This window comes from Leptothrix cholodnii SP-6, assembly GCF_000019785.1.
GTDB classification, from domain to species: Bacteria; Pseudomonadota; Gammaproteobacteria; order Burkholderiales; family Burkholderiaceae_C; genus Sphaerotilus; species Sphaerotilus cholodnii.
On sequence record NC_010524.1, the window covers coordinates 2,503,343 to 2,521,206 of the forward strand.

General features: G+C 68.5%; 15 protein-coding genes and 1 pseudogene. 10 read left to right on the forward strand and 6 right to left on the reverse strand.

What is annotated here, in order from left to right:
* Positions 1-7: 7 nt before the first annotated feature.
* A complete protein-coding gene (locus tag LCHO_RS11540; RefSeq protein ID WP_012347329.1) occupies positions 8-472 on the reverse strand; it encodes a tripartite tricarboxylate transporter TctB family protein in 465 nt (154 codons plus the stop codon).
* Between the two features lie 367 nt (positions 473-839).
* A protein-coding gene (locus tag LCHO_RS11545; RefSeq protein ID WP_085986844.1) for an IS3 family transposase occupies positions 840-2,398 on the reverse strand; the annotation gives its coding sequence in 2 pieces (ribosomal slippage) (positions 840-1,960 and positions 1,960-2,398; 1,560 coding nt in all).
* Here LCHO_RS11545 and LCHO_RS22170 point away from each other — a divergent pair.
* The 3 genes and pseudogenes from LCHO_RS22170 to LCHO_RS24305 all read left to right on the forward strand — a co-directional run.
* Positions 2,381-4,294: a DUF637 domain-containing protein gene (locus LCHO_RS22170; RefSeq protein WP_012347332.1), complete on the forward strand. Its 1,914-nt coding sequence runs from the start codon at positions 2,381-2,383 to the stop codon at positions 4,292-4,294. The genes LCHO_RS11545 and LCHO_RS22170 overlap by 18 nt on opposite strands.
* Before the next feature lie 2 nt (positions 4,295-4,296).
* Positions 4,297-4,818 (forward strand): Imm42 family immunity protein, encoded by a 522-nt coding sequence (locus LCHO_RS22760; RefSeq protein WP_083772715.1) that lies wholly within the window; start codon positions 4,297-4,299, stop codon positions 4,816-4,818.
* Positions 4,819-4,934: 116 nt separating this feature from the next.
* Positions 4,935-5,198: pseudogene (locus LCHO_RS24305) on the forward strand (DUF637 domain-containing protein); the annotation flags it as partial.
* Positions 5,199-5,338: 140 nt separating this feature from the next.
* Here LCHO_RS24305 and LCHO_RS11565 read toward each other — a convergent pair.
* From LCHO_RS11565 to LCHO_RS11580, 4 genes are read right to left on the reverse strand one after another with little or no spacing between them, the layout of a single operon-like run.
* Positions 5,339-7,186 carry a GspE/PulE family protein gene (locus LCHO_RS11565; RefSeq protein ID WP_012347333.1) on the reverse strand — a complete coding sequence of 616 codons (1,848 nt, stop codon included), beginning with the start codon at positions 7,184-7,186 and terminating at the stop codon, positions 5,339-5,341.
* A 21-nt stretch (positions 7,187-7,207) separates the two neighbouring features.
* Positions 7,208-8,131, reverse strand: a complete 924-nt coding sequence (locus LCHO_RS11570) for a spermine/spermidine synthase domain-containing protein (RefSeq protein ID WP_012347334.1) — start codon at positions 8,129-8,131, stop codon at positions 7,208-7,210.
* Positions 8,128-8,655, reverse strand: coding sequence for a DNA-deoxyinosine glycosylase (locus LCHO_RS11575; RefSeq protein WP_012347335.1), 528 nt, complete (start codon positions 8,653-8,655; stop codon positions 8,128-8,130). Before LCHO_RS11575 ends, LCHO_RS11570 begins: the two co-directional genes overlap by 4 nt.
* On the reverse strand, positions 8,652-9,500 hold the full coding sequence (locus LCHO_RS11580) for a TatD family hydrolase (RefSeq protein ID WP_012347336.1): 849 nt from the start codon (positions 9,498-9,500) through the stop codon (positions 8,652-8,654). Before LCHO_RS11580 ends, LCHO_RS11575 begins: the two co-directional genes overlap by 4 nt.
* A 117-nt stretch (positions 9,501-9,617) precedes the next feature.
* Here LCHO_RS11580 and LCHO_RS11585 point away from each other — a divergent pair, with 117 nt between their 5' ends.
* The 7 genes from LCHO_RS11585 to LCHO_RS11615 all read left to right on the forward strand — a co-directional run bounded on the left by LCHO_RS11585 (position 9,618) and on the right by LCHO_RS11615 (position 17,737).
* A complete protein-coding gene (locus tag LCHO_RS11585; protein ID WP_043704237.1) occupies positions 9,618-10,649 on the forward strand; it encodes a S1C family serine protease in 1,032 nt (343 codons plus the stop codon).
* Positions 10,650-10,698: 49 nt separating this feature from the next.
* Positions 10,699-11,709 (forward strand): AAA family ATPase, encoded by a 1,011-nt coding sequence (locus tag LCHO_RS11590; protein WP_043705217.1) that lies wholly within the window; start codon positions 10,699-10,701, stop codon positions 11,707-11,709.
* Positions 11,706-13,031 carry a DUF58 domain-containing protein gene (locus LCHO_RS24310; protein ID WP_150105463.1) on the forward strand — a complete coding sequence of 442 codons (1,326 nt, stop codon included), beginning with the start codon at positions 11,706-11,708 and terminating at the stop codon, positions 13,029-13,031. The genes LCHO_RS11590 and LCHO_RS24310 overlap by 4 nt, the downstream gene beginning before the upstream one ends.
* The gene (locus LCHO_RS11600; protein WP_012347340.1) at positions 13,028-14,080 is read left to right on the forward strand and encodes a VWA domain-containing protein; all 1,053 of its coding nucleotides are present in this window, start codon (positions 13,028-13,030) and stop codon (positions 14,078-14,080) included. Before LCHO_RS24310 ends, LCHO_RS11600 begins: the two co-directional genes overlap by 4 nt.
* A 141-nt stretch (positions 14,081-14,221) precedes the next feature.
* A complete protein-coding gene (locus LCHO_RS22175; RefSeq protein ID WP_012347341.1) occupies positions 14,222-14,758 on the forward strand; it encodes a PEPxxWA-CTERM sorting domain-containing protein in 537 nt (178 codons plus the stop codon).
* Between the two features lie 242 nt (positions 14,759-15,000).
* Positions 15,001-16,491 (forward strand): undecaprenyl-phosphate glucose phosphotransferase, encoded by a 1,491-nt coding sequence (locus tag LCHO_RS11610; protein WP_012347342.1) that lies wholly within the window; start codon positions 15,001-15,003, stop codon positions 16,489-16,491.
* 64 nt (positions 16,492-16,555) lie between these two features.
* A complete protein-coding gene (locus LCHO_RS11615) occupies positions 16,556-17,737 on the forward strand; it encodes an MFS transporter (protein WP_012347343.1) in 1,182 nt (393 codons plus the stop codon).
* Positions 17,738-17,864: the final 127 nt, after the last annotated feature.

Below are 17,864 nucleotides of genomic sequence, written 5' to 3' on the forward strand. Positions count from 1 at the left end.
GGGTTCCTCAGCCGGCCAGGAAGGTGGGCCACAAGGGCAACGTCAGGCTGAGACCCTTGACGAAGATCCCCCACGACATGAAGGTCAGCACGGCCGCGTTGAACAGCGCCTCTTTCCAGTGGAACTCGTCACCGGCGAGCGAGACGACGAACACCAGCAGCGGCAGCATGACCAGCAAGCCCAGGCGCGGCAGGCCGAACCCGAACATCACCAGCGAGCCCACCACGATCAGCAGCGGCCGCCAGGCCCAGGGGCCGATGCGCCCGCCGTCATCGGTCTCGACAGTCATCGAGGTGAACAGCACCAGCGCACCGAGCAGCGCCATCAGCACGCCCAGGCCGAACGGGAAGTACGCGGGGCCGGGCCGGGCCGAACTGCCGAAGCTGTACGTCAGCGAGCCGACCGCGAAAGCGAGCCCGACCCCCACGAACATCAGCCCCGACCAGAAATCCTTCTGGCTCTTGATCTGCATCCAAGTCTCCTCTTCTGTGAATGGAGGCGATTCTAGGAAGCGGATATGCGCGTCCCGCTGTGGATTCCACTTAGCGCCCCCCCGGCAAACCCTCCCTCGAAGAGCGGATCGCGGATCTCGCCGATCCGGGGTCCTGGCGCATCAGCATGCGCATGCAGGCAGTGAAGTCGAGATCCAGCCCGGCACAACGTCATGCCAGCCATGCCCAGGCCATCCTGGCTGCACGGCACGCGCTGTACCTCACGGTCGAACAGCGCCACCCGGCGTGCTGGTCACGTTGCTCTCGTTCACCGGCCCGACCGCCCCGGTCTTCCAGGGCCCAGTGCTGGCGCAGATCCGGTACGTGTCAACATAGTTGTCGCCTGAGTCATGCAGCTTCGGGCTGTTTGCCGAGCTGATCCAGGTGGGCCGTAATGACTGCGTCCCGTTCGGGATTGAGCGTCACGGCCGAGATCACTTTCCAGTTGCGCGTCGGCCCCGACCACCTTGCGGGGTTGGCCCGTCGAGCGCTCAGGTACAGCTCGTGGCGTGCATCCAGAATCGCCCGGTCCTCACCCGCATGCCGCTGCGCCGGGCTCACATATCGGATACCGCTGTGGCGGTGCTCGACGTTGTACCAATGCACAAAGCCGGCCGCCCACATGCGCGCGGCCTGCAGATCCGCAAACCCCTTGACCGGGAACTCCGGCCTGTATTTGGCCGTGCGGAACAGGCTTTCCACGAACGCGTTGTCGTCGCTCACCCTGGGGCGCGAGTACGACGGTTTCACACCCAGCCAGTTCAGCATCGCCAGCACCGTGGTGGCCTTGAGCGTGGCGCCGTTGTCCCCGTGCAGAACGGGTTTGCGGACCTTGGCCGCAATGCCTTCGGCCAGCGCGCATCGCCGCACCAGATGGGCCGCGTGATCGGCATCGTCGGCCTCGTGCACTTCCCAGCCCACGATCTTGCGGCTGTACAGATCCAGGATCAGGTACAGGTAGAACCAGCGCCCCACCACCGTGGCGGGCAGATAGGTCATGTCCCAGCACCACACCTCGCCCGGCGCGCACGCGATGTGCGTGCTCGGCGGCTTGCTCGTGCTGGGCGTCCTGGCTCTTCCCCTGCGCATGTTCTGGCCTTGCTCGCGCAACACCCGCGCAAAGGTGGATTCGCTGGCCAGATACACCCCTTCGTCGGCCAGCATCGGCACGATGCGCGCGGGTGGCATGTCGGCAAACCGGGGCTCGTTGGCCACGCAGACAATCCGCTCTCGCTCGGCGGCACTCAACGCGCGGGCAGGTTGGGGACGAACGGCACCGGGTCTGCCGTCACCTCGCTCCAGCCCCGCCGATTTCCACCGCTGCAGCGTGCGCACGCTGATGCCCACCATCTCGCAGGCCTGTCGCAGTCGCGCCCCCTTGGCATGGGCCGTCTCCACTTCTCGGGTCAACTCACGGCGATCTTCGAGTCCGATCATTCGTCCTCGCCCCTGTTGAAGATCGCCTCGACTTTTTTTGACAGTACCAGCAGCGCCGCCGTCTCAGCCAAGGCCCGGTCCTTGCGCCGCAGTTCGCGCTCCAACTCCTGGATGCGCTTGCGGTCGAGTTTGGTCTGCTGCGGACTGGCCCGCGCTTCTTCGGGCGCTGCCAACGCCTGTGTGGCCGACGCCCGCCACTGATCAAGTTCCTGGGGGTACACGCCGTTCGTGCGGCACCATGCGCTCTTGGAGGCTTCATCCATGGCCGCCGTCGTCAGCACGGCATCAAACCTCGCCGCCGCGGTCCATACCCGCTCACGTTCGGGCTGACCCAGGGCTTCGCTGCGCCAGCGCTCCAACGTGGCCGACGAAACTCCTGTCTCCAGTGCCACGTCTTCCAGCGATGCACTCTCAGGTGGCAACAACCTCGCCACCGCCTTGTCCTTGAACGCTTGTCCGTATCGGGCCACTTCCGTCTCTCTTCCTACCCCCGGGATTCAGATTCCTATCGGGGCGACAACTATTCTGACGCGGGGGGGATCCCGGCCGGCGACTTCAAGACGCAGATCCAGAGCCTGAGCCAGCAGCCGGGCATGGCCTACCTGCAGACGCTGACCACGCGCAGCGACGTCAACTGGCAGCCCGTCAAGCTCGCCCACGACCAGTGGCGCTACGACCAGCAGGGCCTGACGCCGGCCGGGGCGGCATTGCTGAGCGTGGCGGTGGCCTGGGCCACCGGCGGCATGGGCGCCGGGCTTGTTGGCACCACCGGCACCACCACCAGCCTGATGGCCAACGCCGCCTTCTCCAGCCTGGCCAGCCAGGCCAGCATCACGCTCATCAACAACCGCGGCGACATCGGCAAGACCTTGAAGGATCTGGGCCGCAGCGATACCGTCAAGGCCACGCTGGCGGCGGCGCTCACCGCCGGGGCGCTGGACAAGATCGGCACGCTGCCCGGCATGGACACCCTGTCCAAGAGCACCGCGTTCACCGACAAGCTCACCGCCAACCTCGTCAACGCCGGCGGCCGGGCGCTGACCAACACCGCCATCAATGGCGGCAGCCTGGAAGATGCCCTCAAGGGCGCCATGATCGGCGGGCTGGTCGATACCGCGCACGGCGCAGTGGCCAGCGAGATCAAGGGGCTCGAAGCCGACTACCTCACCCACAAGCTCGCCCACGCGCTGGCCGGCTGCGCGGCCGGGGCGGCGGCGCAGGGCACGTGCAAGGACGGGGCGATCGGCGCGGCGGTGGGCGAGATGGTGGCCGAACTGGTGCCCAAGCCGGCCGCCGGCGCCAGCAAGGCCACGGTCGATGCCTACAACGCCAAGTCCAAGGCCTACAGCCAGCTCATCGCCGGCGGCGTGGCCGCCTACTCGGGTGGCAACGCCCAGTCGGCCATCACCACGGCCGAGATCGCGGTGCAGAACAATTACCTGTCCAAGCCGCAGCTCGTCGCGCTGCAAGGTGAACTCAATACCTGCCAGACCAGCAACTGCACCGAAACCCAGACCAACGCCATCCTCGACAAGTACGCCAAGCTGTCGGCCACCAACGACGCGGCGCTGGCCGCCTGCACCACCCAGGTCTGCGTGGACACGCACCGCAAGGCGCTGGTCGACGCCGCCGGCCTGAGCGCCAGCGTGATGTGGCAGGTCGGCAATGCCCGTGGCAACCCGCTGCTCATCGGCGAGCTGATGGGCCGGCAGAACCAGGCCAGCAACCTGCAATACCTGCAGGGCCGCGCCGAACGCATCGAACAGGCCCGCAAACAGCTCGACCAGTACGTCAGCACGAACTGCCAGAGCCTGACCCAGGCGGCCTGCGGCACCAAGCTGCAGCAGTCGCAGAGCTTCGCCAGCACACTGACCGACATCTTCGTCGGCTTCACCCCGGTGGGCATCGCCGTCGATATCAAGGATCTGCTGCAGGCCAAGACGATGGGGGACTACAGCCTGGCCGTGCTCGGCACGGTTCTGCCCGGGCTGGGGGATGGCGTCAAGGGGTTGGTGAAGGCCAACAATGCCTTGCCGATACCTGCCAAGACCATCGCTCAGAATGGCTTGAAGATCGAGTCGAACACCAAACACACACTTGGGCAGCTCGGCAATAGATCAGATGCAGGGATAGAGCCGAGGAATTCTTTGGAGTTGTTCAACAATTCAATCCCCGATCCGACAAACCAGGGTGTTCGGTGGAGCGTCGATGTGGATGGTGGGGTACATCGATTTTCTGGAAAAGGTGGTGATGGAACATATCACTGGAACGGAAGCACTTCGGATGACAGAAATCCTATTCCACAAAACAAAAAATATATTCCCCAAACAGTTTTGAGCTTGACAAAGATGAAAAGGAAAGGCTAATTATGTTAGTCGGAAACCCACATGAATTTGCCATCTGGCTAGATCCAGTAAAAGAATGGACAGTTCAGTCAACTGTCGAAGGACTATTCATCCTCTGCGTTGATGGAGTCTTCCTGGTCAAACGGTCTTCATTGTCCGCAAGAGCAGTTACCTTGTCAGGAGAAAGCGAATTCTGGATGGAACGTCTTCGCCGAATAGACGATGACAAACAAACAGAGACTCGCGGAAGGAATAAAGAAGAGCTTTTTGAAGCTGCCGTGAACATCATTTACAGTGAAGATGGGGCAATCTCCTTATCGGAAGGGATAGAATTGACCCCTCAAGAAACAAAGGATAGTTACTGGCACGTTTACTTATTTCGCAATAGCGCCACAAATGAAGATGTGGTTGTTTATTCGCATGATGAGGATGAAACGATTCGCGAGTTTCATCTACCCTACGGCAGGATCCGATCCATCATCGAAGATTTCGTAGAACAAACCAAGATATTCGACCACAAGGAGCTTTTCGGGTTGCAACCTTGATTCGCAGCGGTTCGCGCATGACCAATGGCGCTACGACCAGCAGCGTCGCGGTGGCCTGCGTGACCGGCGGCATGGGCGCCGGGCTGGTCGGGGCCACCGGCCCGACCACCAGCCTGATGGCCAACGCCGCCTTCTCCAGCCTGGCCAGCCAGGCCAGCATCACGCTGATCAACAACCGCGGCGACATCGGCAAGACCTTGAAGGACCTGGGCCGCAGCGATACCGTCAAGGCCACGCTGGCCGCCGCGCTGACCGCCGGGGCGCTGGACAAGATCGGCACGCTGCCCGGCATGGACACCCTGTCCAAGAGCACCGCGTTCACCGACAAGCTCACCGCCAACCTCGTCAACGCCGGCGGCCGGGCGCTGACCAACACCGCCATCAACGGCGGCAGCCTGGAAGACGCGCTCAAGGGCGCCATGATCGGCGGGCTGGTCGATATTGACCTTGCCCCCGGATCGCTTTCCCTCTGCAGCCACCGTGCCGCGCATGTCGTGCCGCAAGGATGTCTGAACGCGATTCAGCTTTCCCAGGCCGGCGTGGCGCGCAGCACTTCTTCGAGCGTGGTGTGGCCGGCAGCAACATGGCGCAGCCCCGCCAGCCGCAGCGGCTGCAGCCCTTCGCGCAAGGCCTGGCGGCGGATCACCGCCAGATCGGGGCGCTCGCCGATGGCGCTGCGCAGCTCGGCGCTCAGCAGCAGCAGCTCGAACAGCCCGCGGCGGCCGCGGAAACCGGTCTGCCGGCAGGCGTCGCAGCCGACCGGGCGCTGCGGGCGGAACAGCGCGCCCATCTCTGCCAACGATTCGGCCAGCGGCACATCGGGCATCGCCGCCTGCAGCAACTCGGGCGTCACCGCCGGGTCGTCCTGGCGGCAGGCGGCGCACAGCTGGCGCACCAGGCGCTGCGCCAGCACGCCGATCACGGTGGCGTTGATCAGATAGGCCGGCACGCCCAGATCGAGCAGTCGCGTGACGGCGCTGGCCGAGTCGTTTGTGTGCAGGGTGCTGAAGACCAGGTGGCCGGTCAGCGCGGCCTGCACCGCCATCTCGGCGGTCTCGAGGTCGCGGATCTCGCCGATCATGATGATGTCGGGGTCCTGGCGCATCAGCGAGCGCAGGCCGGTGGCGAAGTCGAGATCGAGCGCAGGCTGCACCTGGGTCTGGTTGAAGGCCGGCTCGACCATCTCGATCGGGTCCTCGATGGTGCAGACGTTGACCTCGTCGGTCGCCAGCCCCTTGAGCGTGGCGTAGAGCGTGGTGGTCTTGCCGCTGCCGGTCGGGCCGGTGACGAGGATGATGCCGTGCGCCTGCCCCACCAGGCTCTGCCAGCGCGCGGCGTCGTGCGGCCCGAAACCCAGCGCCTCGACCGGCTGCACCGCGGTCTCGGGGTCGAAGATGCGCATCACCAGCTTCTCGCCAAACGCCGTCGGGAGGGTCGACAGCCGCATCTCGATCTCGTCGCCCTTGGGGCTGCGGGTCTTGATGCGGCCGTCCTGGGCGCGCCGGCGCTCGATCACGTCCATGCGGCCGAGCAGCTTGATGCGCGCGGTGACTGCCGCCATCACGGTCTGCGGCAGGTTGTAGACGGTGTGCAGCACGCCGTCGATGCGCAGCCGGATGACGCACTGCTCGCGCCGCGGCTCGAGGTGGATGTCGCTGGCGCGCTGCTCGAAGGCGTAGCCCCACAGCCAGTCGACCAGCTGCACGACGCCCTGGTCGTTGGCGTCGAGCTGCTTGTGCTTGCCCATCTCGACCAGCTGCTCGAAGTTGACCGCCGAGGCGGTCTCGCCACTTTTCTGCGCCGCACGCACCGAGCGCGCGACGTTGTAGAACTCGCTGGTGTAGCGGGCGATGTCGTTCGGGTTGGCGATCACCAGCCGCACGGTCTTGCGGGTGTGGGCGGCGATCTCGCTGACCCAGTCGAGCAGGTGCGGCTCGCTGGTGGCGATGGTCACTTCGCTCAAGCCCACCTGCACCGGCAGGATGCGGCGCTTCTCGGCATACCCGGCCGACATCACCTCGGTGACACGCGCCACGTCGACCTTGAGCGGGTCGATGCGCAGGTAGGGCAGGCTCACGCGCTGGGCCAGCCAGCGGGTCAGCAGCTCGAGGTCGAGCGCCTCGCCGCTGCGGGCATCGAGCAGGCCGGCGCCCGCCAGCCGCACCAGCGGGTGCAGGCTGCTGCTGCCGGCCAGGCGCTGCGCCAGCGTGGCGGCGGCGGCGGCGCCGATCAGGCCGTCTTCCTGCAGCCAGGCGACCAGTTGCTTCCAGGCCAGCGGGCCGGGCGCGATCTTCAGGCTGCGCGTGGCCGACGTGGCCGACGTGGCCGGCTTGTGGGTCGGCGTGGCGCCGGCATGGGACGAGGTCATGGCGGACTCCGGGCCGGGTGATCAGGCGACGGTGGCCGGGTCGGTGGACACCTCGGCAGGCGCGTCGGGGGTGGCCGACGCCGCGGCCGTCCTGGCCCGAGAGGCCCGTGCAACCGGCACCGGCTTGAGCATCGGCAGCCACTCGCGGGCCTTCAGGCCGGTGCGTGCCTCGATCACGCCGGCGCGCTGCGCCAGCACCTCGGCGGGGGGCAGGCCGCGGCCCTTGAGTGCCACCACGATGGTGTTGTGCTCGTCGGTCGGATCGAGCATCCAGACCTGTCCGCCCGTGGGCACGAAGGCGGCCTGGATGCGCCGGGCGCTGCGGCCGAAGCTGGCGTTGCGGCCGAACAGGTTGACGGTCAGCACGCCGTCGTCGGCCAGCAGGGTGTGGCAGGCGGCGTAGAAGGCGTCGTCGTCGAGCACCGGCGCTGCGGCCTGGTGGTCGTAGAGGTCGATGTTGAGCACGTCGGCGGTGCCGGCCTGTTCGGGCTCGGCCACCCAGGCACCGGCATCGGCCTCGATCACGCGCAGGCGCGGATCGCTGTCGGGCGGCAGCCGGAACCACTGCCGGCAGGCGGCGATCACCTGGGGGTTGAGCTCGACCGCGGTGGTGCACATCTTGAGCTCGGTGTGGCAGAAGCGCGTCAGCGCCGCCGCGCCCAGGCCCAGCTGCACCGCGTGCAGGTCGGCCCAGCGGTCGGGCTCGTGCAGCAGCAGCCAGACCATCATGCGGCGCACGTATTCGAGCTCGATCACGCGGGTCTTGCGCAGCCGCATGGCGCCCTGCACCCAGGGCGTCTGGCCCAGGTGCAGGTAGCGCACGCCTTCGAATTCGGAGATCGTGGCCACCGGCAACTTGCGCGTGCCGGCTTCGCGTTTCTTGCGGGCGGGCGAACGCTGGGCCAGCAGGCCGGGTTCGCCGTCGATGTTGTTGAGCAAGGTCATGCAATATCGTAAAGCGCAAACACCTCGCGCCAGGCGGCGAGTTTGCGCTCGAAGCGCCAGCTGGCGTTGGCCGGGCTGGTGGACGGCAGACGATGCACCGGCAGGCCGAGCGTGGCGGTGATGCGCATCGCACGCGCCGATTCGCCGCCGTTGTGCGCCAGCGCCGCCAGCCGCGGCAGGCGCTGGCGCAGGCCCGCCAGGTCGTTCAGGCGGGCGTCGTGGATGGCGCTGTCGAGGCTGCCGGCGCGGCGGCAGCCGGCGTAGACGTCCCAGATGCCCAGGCCGCGCTCGCGCACCACGGCCAGCCGCTGCGGATAGTCGAGCGCGACCAGGTCGACGCCCCACAGCGCGCCCAGCAGCGGCCAGAACTGGTTGCGCGGGTGGGCGTAATACTGCTGCGCAGCAAGTGATGCCACGCTCGGAAAGCTGCCCAGCAGCATCAGCCGGGTGTGCGGGCCGAGCACCGGCGCCAGCCCTTCGAGCAGCGGCAGGTCGCGATCAGGTGGACGAGGTGCCGGCTTCATGAATCGGCGGCCACAGCGCCGTCCGCCAGCAACCCAGCCAGCCGCGGCAGCGCGGCACAGGCGTTGGCGCCGGTTTGGCGCGCCAGCTCGTCCAGGCCGATGCCACGCAACTGCGCCAGCTCGGCGGCGATGCGAGGCAGCTCGGCCGGCTCGTTGCGCGAGCGCGCGCCGGCCGCGCGTTCGGCCGCGCTGCGGTAGAGCCAGTGCGGCGGGATGTCGGGCGCATCGGTCTCCAGCACCAGCGCCTGCACCGGCAGCGTGGCGGCGAGGCGGCGGATCTGAAGGGCGCGGTCGAAGGTCATGGCGCCGCCGAAGCCGAGCTTGAAACCCAGTTCGACGAAGGCCATCGCCTGCCGCTCGCTGCCGTTGAAGGCATGGGCGATGCCGCCGCGCACGCGGATGCGACGCAGCTGCTGGAGCAGCGCGTCGGCCGAGCGCCGCACGTGCACGATCACCGGCAGGTCGAACTCGGCGGCCAGGCGCAGTTGGGCACTGTAGTAATCAGTCTGCACGGCCCAGTCGAGGCCGGGCACGAAACCGTCGAGGCCGATCTCGCCCACCGCCACCAGGCGCGGGTCGGCCGCCGCGGCCTGCAGCGCGCGGCGCAGGTCGGCCAGCGCGCCCGGCGGCTCGTGGCCGACGTAGAGCGGGTGCAGGCCCAGCGCGTAGGCGTCGCCCTCGGCGTGGGCCAGCGCCTGCACCGCCGCGAGGTTGCCGCTGCACACCGTCGGCAGCACCAGCAGGCCGACACCGGCCTCGCGCGCCCGACGGCGCACGGCGGCGCGGTCGGCGTCGAACTCGCTCGCGTCGAGGTGGCAGTGGGTGTCGATCCAGGCGCCGTTCATCGGGCCATGATGCCGCATCATGAGCCGGCCGCCACGGACAACCCGGCACTGACAAGATCGCCCCGGCCGTGCTAACTTGCGCACATGCCGGCCACCGGGGCTGGCGCAGGGGCGCCGATGAAACGCACACCCAGCTACAGCCGCGCCGCGCCTGCCACGCCACGGCCCGCCCTCGACCCTTCGGGCCCTGCAGCGGTCGCCCCGGCCAGCCGCCGCCAGCGCTGGGCCCGTGCACTGGCCGCCCCCCGCACGCTGTGGATCGCCTGGATGGCACTGGCGCTGGCACTCGGCGGCGCGCTGCTCTGGCAGCAGGACCACCGCCCGCCGCGGCTGACGCAGAAGGACATCGACCGCGCGGTGCTGCACACGCTCAACACGCAGCCGCTGCCGTCGGCGGCCCGCAAGGCGGCCGACAAGATCATGCCGTCGGTGGTGCGGGTGGTCGGGCAGCTCGATCTCGAAGACCGCCCCGCCACGCCGCCGGACAAGCCCGAAAACGGCAAGGCCCCGGCCGCCGGCAAGGACAAGTCGGCCAGGCCGGCACCCGGCAAGGCCCGGCCGCCCGCCGACGACGCGGACGACGGCGACGAAGACGGCGACCCCGAACACCCGCGCCGCGGTGTCGGCAGCGGCGTGGTGATCGTCGAGAACGGGCTGATCCTGACCAACTTCCACGTCATCCACGGCGCCCGGCGCATCCTGGTGACGTTCGCCAACGGGCTGGAATCGGAGGCGCGGGTGGTCAACGTGCAGCCCGAGCAGGACCTGGCCGTGATCCGCGCCCTCAAGCTGCCCGACGACCTGGAGCCCGCCACCCTGCGCGGCACCGGCGACCTGGCCGCCGGCGACACGGTGGTGGCGGTGGGGTTCCCGTTCGGCATCGGGCCGAGCGTGTCGTCGGGCGTGGTGTCGGGGCTGGACCGCGAGTTCCGCTCGCCCGAGGGACGCAACACGCTCAGCCGCCTGATCCAGTTCGATGCCGCCGCCAACCCGGGCAATTCGGGCGGGCCGCTGGTCAATTCCGAGGGCGAGGTGGTGGGCATCGTCACCGCCATCCTCAACCCGACCGCCGCGCGCACCTTCATCGGCATCGGTTTTGCCGTGCCGATCGAGAGCGCCGCCGGTGCGGTCGGCATGCCGCCGTTCTGAACCACCCGACCCGCGAGGCCCCATGCAGATCAGCCATCCCGTCATCGACATGCCCGCCGGCGTTGCGCCGCCGAACATCGACGCCCCCGCGGCGCTGATGGAGCGCATCCTCTACGAAGTCAAGCGCGTGGTCGTCGGCCAGGACAAGTTCCTCGAACGCGTGATGGTGGCGATGCTGGCGCAGGGCCACCTGCTGGTCGAAGGGGTGCCGGGGCTGGCCAAGACGCTCACCGTCAAGACCCTGGCACAGGTGGTGCACGGCCAGTTCAAGCGCATCCAGTTCACGCCCGACCTGGTGCCGGCCGACCTGGTCGGCACGCGCATCTACAGCCAGAAGAGCGGCGAGTTCAGCACCTCGCTCGGGCCGGTCTTCACCAACCTGCTGCTGGCCGACGAGATCAACCGCGCCCCCGCCAAGGTGCAGAGCGCGCTGCTGGAGGTGATGCAGGAGCGCCAGGTCACGATCGCCGGCGTCAGCCACCGGGTGCCGGAGCCGTTCCTGGTGATGGCCACGCAGAACCCGATCGAGACCGAGGGCACCTACCCGCTGCCCGAGGCGCAGGTCGACCGCTTCATGATGAAGGTGCTGGTCGGCTATCCGAGCGAAGAAGAAGAGTTCGTGATCGTGCAGCGTGTCACCGGCGCGGCCATCACGGTGGCGACGGTGGCCGACACCGACCAGCTCGCCGCGCTGCAGCGGGCCTGCCGCGAGGTCTACGTCGACCCGTCGATGGTGCAGTACGCCGTCAAGCTGGTGTCGCTCGGCCGCGATCCGGTGCGCGGCGGCCTGCCCGAACTGGCGCCGCTGCTGAGCTACGGCGCCAGCCCGCGCGCCACCATCGCCCTGATCGAAGGCGCCCGCGCGCTGGCGATGCTGCGCGGACGCGGTTACGCCTTGCCCGAAGACCTGCTCGACCTGGCGCCCGACGTGCTGCGGCACCGCCTGGTACTCAGCTACGAGGCGCTGGCCGAAGGCCTGAGCGCCGACACGCTGATCGCGCGCATGCTGGCCCACCTGCCCGCGCCGGCCAAGCCGCTGGCGCACCAGGAATCGTCATGAACCCGCTGCTGCGCCAGCGCCTGCTCGCAGCGGTGGGGCTGCGGCGGCGCCATGCCGGCGAGCCGATGGCGACATCGGCGGCTCGAGGCGGGCTCGAGGGCACGGCGCCCTCCTCGCCCACGTTGCCCGCCACGGCCCGGCCGGGCGCCGCCGTCACGCCCGGACTGGCCGAGGCCCTGCTGCGGCGCCTGGAATGGACCGTGATCCGCCGCCTCGACGGCCTGCTGCAGGGCGACTGCCGCACCCTGCTGCGCGGCACCGGGCTCGATCTGGCCGACCTGCGCGAGTACCAGCCGCACGACGACGTGCGCCACATCGACTGGAACGTGACCGCGCGCGTGGGCGTGCCCCACGTGCGGCAGTTCCAGGAAGACCGCGACATGACGGTGGTGTTCCTGCTCGACCTGAGCTCGTCCGTCAATTGGGGAACCGTCTGCCCCCCGCCCGCCGAATGCGGCGGTCGACCCCCCATGGGGATCGAACCCGGCTTGGGGCGGCCCGGCACCGGGTTCGACGCGGCCGGCCCGACCGATGCGAACCGCGGGGTGCGCACCAAGCAGCAGGTCGCCACCGAACTGATCGCCGTGCTGGCGCGGCTGTTCACGCGCAGCGGGCATCGGGTGTCGGCCTTGATCTACCGCCAGGGCGGCAGCAGCACCGAAGAACTGCCCGCGCGCGGCGGCCGCGGCCAGGTTCTGCAGTTGCTGACCCGCATCACCCGGCCGCACCGACTGTCTCGAACTGAAACAGTCGCCCCGCCGTTGCCGGTTCGGGGCTGGCTGAGCGGCTGGTTTCGTGGTAACCGCCCAGCCATCAGCCGCACCGACGAAGCCACCCGGCTGGCCGATCTGCTGCAGGCTGCCGAGCACCGCCTGCGCCGCCGCTGCACCGTGCTGGTGGTGTCGGACTTCATCAGCCAGCCCGGCTGGCAGGCGCCGCTCGGCCGGCTGGCACTGCGCCATGACGTGCTGGCGGTGCGACTCAGCGACCCGTCCGAACACGAGCTGCCGGCCGCCGGCCTGGTGCTGCTGCGCGACGCCGAAAGCGGCGAAGAACTGCTGGTCGACACCGACGATCCGGCCCTGCGCGCCCGCCACGCCGCGCTGGCGCAAGCCCACGAGCGCCGCGTGTTGGACGGCCTCGCCGGCGCCGGTGTCGACACGCTCGAGCTCGGCACCGCCGAGCCGCTGCTCGAGGCCCTGCGGCGCTTCCTGGCACTGCGCCGCCTGCGCCGCAATCAGCGCGCGGGCGCCGCCCCGCACAGGGCAGGCAGCGCCGGCCCGACCACCGCGCAGCCTGCGCGGCCGGAGACACCCCGATGAACCTGACCGCGATCCCGCTGAGCTTCCTGTGGCCGAGCCTGCTGTGGGCGCTCGGCCTGCTGCCGCTGCTCGTGCTGCTCTATGTCTGGCTGCTGCACCGGCGCAAGCGTCAGGTGGTGCCTTACGCCAGCCTCGGCCTGATCAAGCAGGCGGTCGGACGCGGCGGCTCGTGGCGGCGCCATGTGCCGCCGATCCTGCTGGCCCTGGCACTGGCCAGCCTGCTGCTGGCGCTGGCTCGGCCGGTGGCGACGCTGACGCTGCCGCTGCGCGACCAGACCCTGCTGCTGGCGATGGACGTGTCCGGCAGCATGCGAGCCACCGATGTCGAGCCCAACCGGCTGGTGGCTTCGCAGGTGGCGGCGAAGAATTTCGTCAAGGATCTGCCACGCCATGTGCGCGTCGGCGTGGTCAGCTTTGCCGGCACCGCCGCGGTGGTGCAGGCACCCACCCACAGCCGCGACGACGTCTTCGCGGCGATCGACCGCTTCCAGCTGCAGCGCGGCACCGCCATCGGCAGCGGCATCGTGCTGAGCCTGGCGACGCTGTTCCCGGAGGCCGGCATCGATCTGAGCGACATCACCGGCGAGCGCCGCATGCCCAAGGGCATCGGCGAGAGCGACAAGCAGGACGACTTCAAGCCGGTGGCGCCGGGCAGCTACGGCTCGGCGGCCGTCATCTTGCTGACCGACGGCCAGCGCACCACCGGCCCCGACCCGATGGACGCCGCCAAGATGGCGGCCGACCGCGGCGTCAAGGTCTACACCGTCGGCTTCGGCACCACCAGCGGCGAGATCATCGGCTTCGAGGGCTGGAGCATGCGGGTGCGGCTCGACGAAGCCACCCTGAAGAACATCGCCAACCTGACCCAGGCCGAATACTTCTACGCCGGCAGCGCCACCGACCTGCAGAAGGTCTATGACACCCTCAGCAGCCGGCTGGTCTTCGAGCGCAAGGAGACCGAAGTCACCGCGCTGCTGGCCGGTCTGGCGGCGGCCCTGGTGGTGCTGGCGGCCGGGCTCAGCGTGGCCTGGTTCGGACGGGTCCTGTAGCCCTGAACACCCCCCCGGATCCGGCCTGCGGATCCCCCGGTCGCGGGATGGCCGATCAGCGTTACATCTCGACAATCTCTCCCAGGCAGCCTGTTTGCACCTGCATTTCATGCAAGCAGTGGCCGCCAACGGGAGAAGTTCATGAATTCGAAACGTTTCATCGCTGTCGTCCTGCTCGGCCTCACGTCACTTGTGGCACGCGCAGACTTCAACGGCAACCTGCATCGCGTGGGCGGTACCGACGACGCCTGGTTCTATTCCAGCTCGCTGAGCGGCGGAATGGACACCACCCTCGGCTTCGCGCCCGATCACACCGAACCGCGGCTGTACACGGTGCTGATGTCGCTCGATGTCACCAACGTGGACCCGGCCCAGCGCCCGGTCAGCACGTCCGTCACGCTCGACGGTGCGGCCATGACGTTCAGTTCGCTGTCCTTCGGGGCGTCGACCTACAGCTACTTCACCTTCCTCGGCCTGCTCGACGGCCCGTCGCACGAACTGTTCTTCGATTTCTCGGGCAAGACATTCGGCTCGATCGGATCGCACATCTCGGTGGCATCGGCGCCGGTACCGATTCCGACCCCCGTGCCCGAACCCGAAACCTGGGCCATGCTGCTGGCCGGACTGGGCCTGCTGGGCCATGTCGCACGCAAGCGCCGGATCGCGCTCGCGGCCTGACACAGCCTCTGCGCACCTCGGTCGCGCCAGTCGGAAACGGATCGCTCGGTCCGTTTTTTTTCGCCTGGACATCGCGGCGTCGACGTGTTCGGGCCACACCACCCCCGCGGGCAAGGGAGCTTCCGGGCGGCCTGCGGCGTGCACATTGCCGACATCCTGCCGGAACACGAGAAACGCGGCGTGTCGAGACCCGGTGGGTGCGCACAATGAACGCAATCCAATTTTCCAGCGAGCAAACACGCATGACCGCGCAACCCAGCGCAGCGGCGTCTCTACCGAGCCCTGCCAAACCTGACCATGGCAACGCCGTGCGGCAGATCTCCCCCGCCTGGCAACTCGGCAACGCGATGCTGGGTGCGCGCGGCTTCGCACCCACGCCGCCGCAGTCGATCTCGAGCTTCGTGGCCGGCATCGCCGAGCCGATGGTGTCGGTGCTGGCCCTGATGCTGTGCACCCTGGCGTTCGACGAACCGATCGACCGCGCCACCGAACTGCTGGCCCTGGTCGTCATGGTGCTGACCTTCCCCGGCGCCAACCGCTTTCATTCATCGCCGGCGACCGCGGCGAGCGGCATCGTCGGCTCGTGGATCACCGTCACCTGCGTGCTGCTGCTGGTCGGCTATGCGACCGACACCTACAAGTTCTTCAACACCGAGGCGGTCACGCTCTGGCTGGTGGTCTCTCCGCTGCTGCACGGCCTGGTGGCCGCGACCGGCCACATCTGGCTGCGCCAGCGCGCACGCAAAGAACACGCCCGGCGGCGCGCCCTCGTGATCGGCGCCGGCGAGCTGGGCGTGCGGGTGGCCAACATGCTGCGCCAGCGCAGCGCGGTCGGCCACGACTTCATCGGCTTCGTCGAAGACCGCGACCTCGAACGCTGCCCGGCGAGCGCTCGCCACGACGTCATCGGCAGCATGCAGCAGGTGCAGGACATCATCCGCGAGCGCGGCATCCGCGACGCCTACATCACCCTGCCGCTGGGCAGCCAGCCGCGCATCTCGCGGCTCGTCAGTGCGCTGCAGGATTCGGCTGCCACGCTCTATTTCGTGCCCGACGTGTTCGGCGTCAACGTCATCCAGGGCCGCATGCGCAACCTCGACGGCGTGCCGGTGGTCGGTCTGCTCGAAAGCCCGTTCATCGGCACCAACGCGCTGCTCAAGCGCGCCAGCGACATCGTGATCTCCAGCCTGATCCTGGTCCTGATCGCGCCGATCATGCTGGCCATCGCGATCGGCATCAAACGCACGTCCCCCGGCCCGGTGATCTTCAAGCAGCGCCGCCACGGCCTGGACGGGCGCGAGATCGTGGTCTACAAGTTCCGCTCGATGACCACGCAGGACAACGGCCCGGTGGTGCAGCAGGCCACCCGCAACGATCCGCGCGTGACGCCGTTCGGCGCCTTCCTGCGCCGCACCTCGCTCGACGAACTGCCGCAGTTCATCAACGTGCTGCAAGGGCGCATGAGCATCGTCGGCCCGCGCCCCCACGCGCTGGCGCACAACGAGCAGTACCGCGAGCTGATCAAGGCCTACATGGTGCGCCACAAGGTGCGCCCGGGCATCACCGGCTGGGCCCAGGTCAACGGCAGCCGCGGCGAAACCGACACCACCGACAAGATGGCCGAGCGCGTGCGGCTCGACATCGAGTACCTGCGCAACTGGAGCCTCGGCCTCGACCTGCGCATCATCGCGCGCACCGCCGGCCTGACGCTGTTCGACCGCAACGCGTACTGAGCGTCCGCGGCTGGCGCTGCAGCGGCGTCGATACACTGGGTTGTATCGACACCGTCTGCCCGCCATGAACCGCCACCTGCTGCTGCTTGCCCTCTGCCAGGGGCTGTTCCTCTCGAACAACGTCACCCTCATCGCGATCAACGGCCTGGTCGGGCTGAACCTGGCGCCGGTGGCCTGGATGGCGACCTTGCCGGTGGCCGGCTACGTGGCAGGCAGCGCCATGGCGGCCCCGCTGGTGGCACGACACCAGCGCGCCTGGGGGCGACGACGCACCTTCCAGCTCGGCCTGCTGGTCGCGATGCTGGCCTCGGCGCTGTGCGCATGGGCGGCGATCAGCGGCAGCTTCTGGCTGCTCACCGGCGCCACCGTGATGGCCGGCTACTACAGCGCCAACGCCTCGCTCTACCGGTTCGCAGCCAGCGAACTGGTCGATCCGTCGCTCAAGGAGAAGGCCATCTCGTGGGTGCTGGCCGGCGGCATCATCGGCGCCGTGGTCGGCCCCAACCTGGCCAACGCCAGCCGCGACGTGCTGATCCAGCCCTTTGCAGGCGCCTACGTGGCGCTGGTCGGTGTCGGCGCGCTGGCGCTGCTGCTGATGAGCTTCATCGAGTTTCCGCCGCTGTCGGTGGCCGGCCAGCCGCAGGTTCGGGGACGGCCCCTGCGCGAGATCGCCCGGCAGCCGGTCTTCATCGTCGCGGTGGCCGCCTGCGCGCTCGGCTACGGCGTCATGAGCCTGCTGATGTCGGCCACGCCGATCGCGATGGCGCAGTGCGCGCACCCGTTCTCGGCCGCCGCCCTGGTGCTCGAGTGGCATGTGCTCGGCATGTTCGTGCCGAGTTTCTTCACCGGCTCGCTGATCAAGCGGTTCGGCACCCTGCCGGTGATGGCGGTGGGCCTGCTGCTCAACATCATCTGCGTGGTGATCGCATTGTCAGGGGTCGACCTGATGCACTTCCTGGCGGCCCTGCTGGCGCTGGGCGTGGGCTGGAACTTCCTGTTCATCGGCGGCACCACGCTGGCCACCCAAGCCTATCGGCCCGAAGAGCGCACCACGGCGCAGGCCGCGGTCGACTTCTGCGTCTACCTCACCATGACGCTCACCGCCTTCGGCTCTGGCGCGCTCGTCACCACCGGCGGCTGGGCCGCGATGAATCTGGGCTCGCTGTTTCCGCTGGCGCTGCTCGGCCTTGCACTGCTGTGGCTGCACCGCCATCAACGCAGCACCAGGCTCTGCGACAACCCTTGATGCAGGGGGTCTGCGCAATCGGAAACTTCCCCGATGTTGCAACCTTGTTCATTTAAGGTAGCCAATGTCACTTGCAAGTTTGTCGTAAGTCGATTCGTAACAATCGTTTCCAACCGCCGCAGTCGTG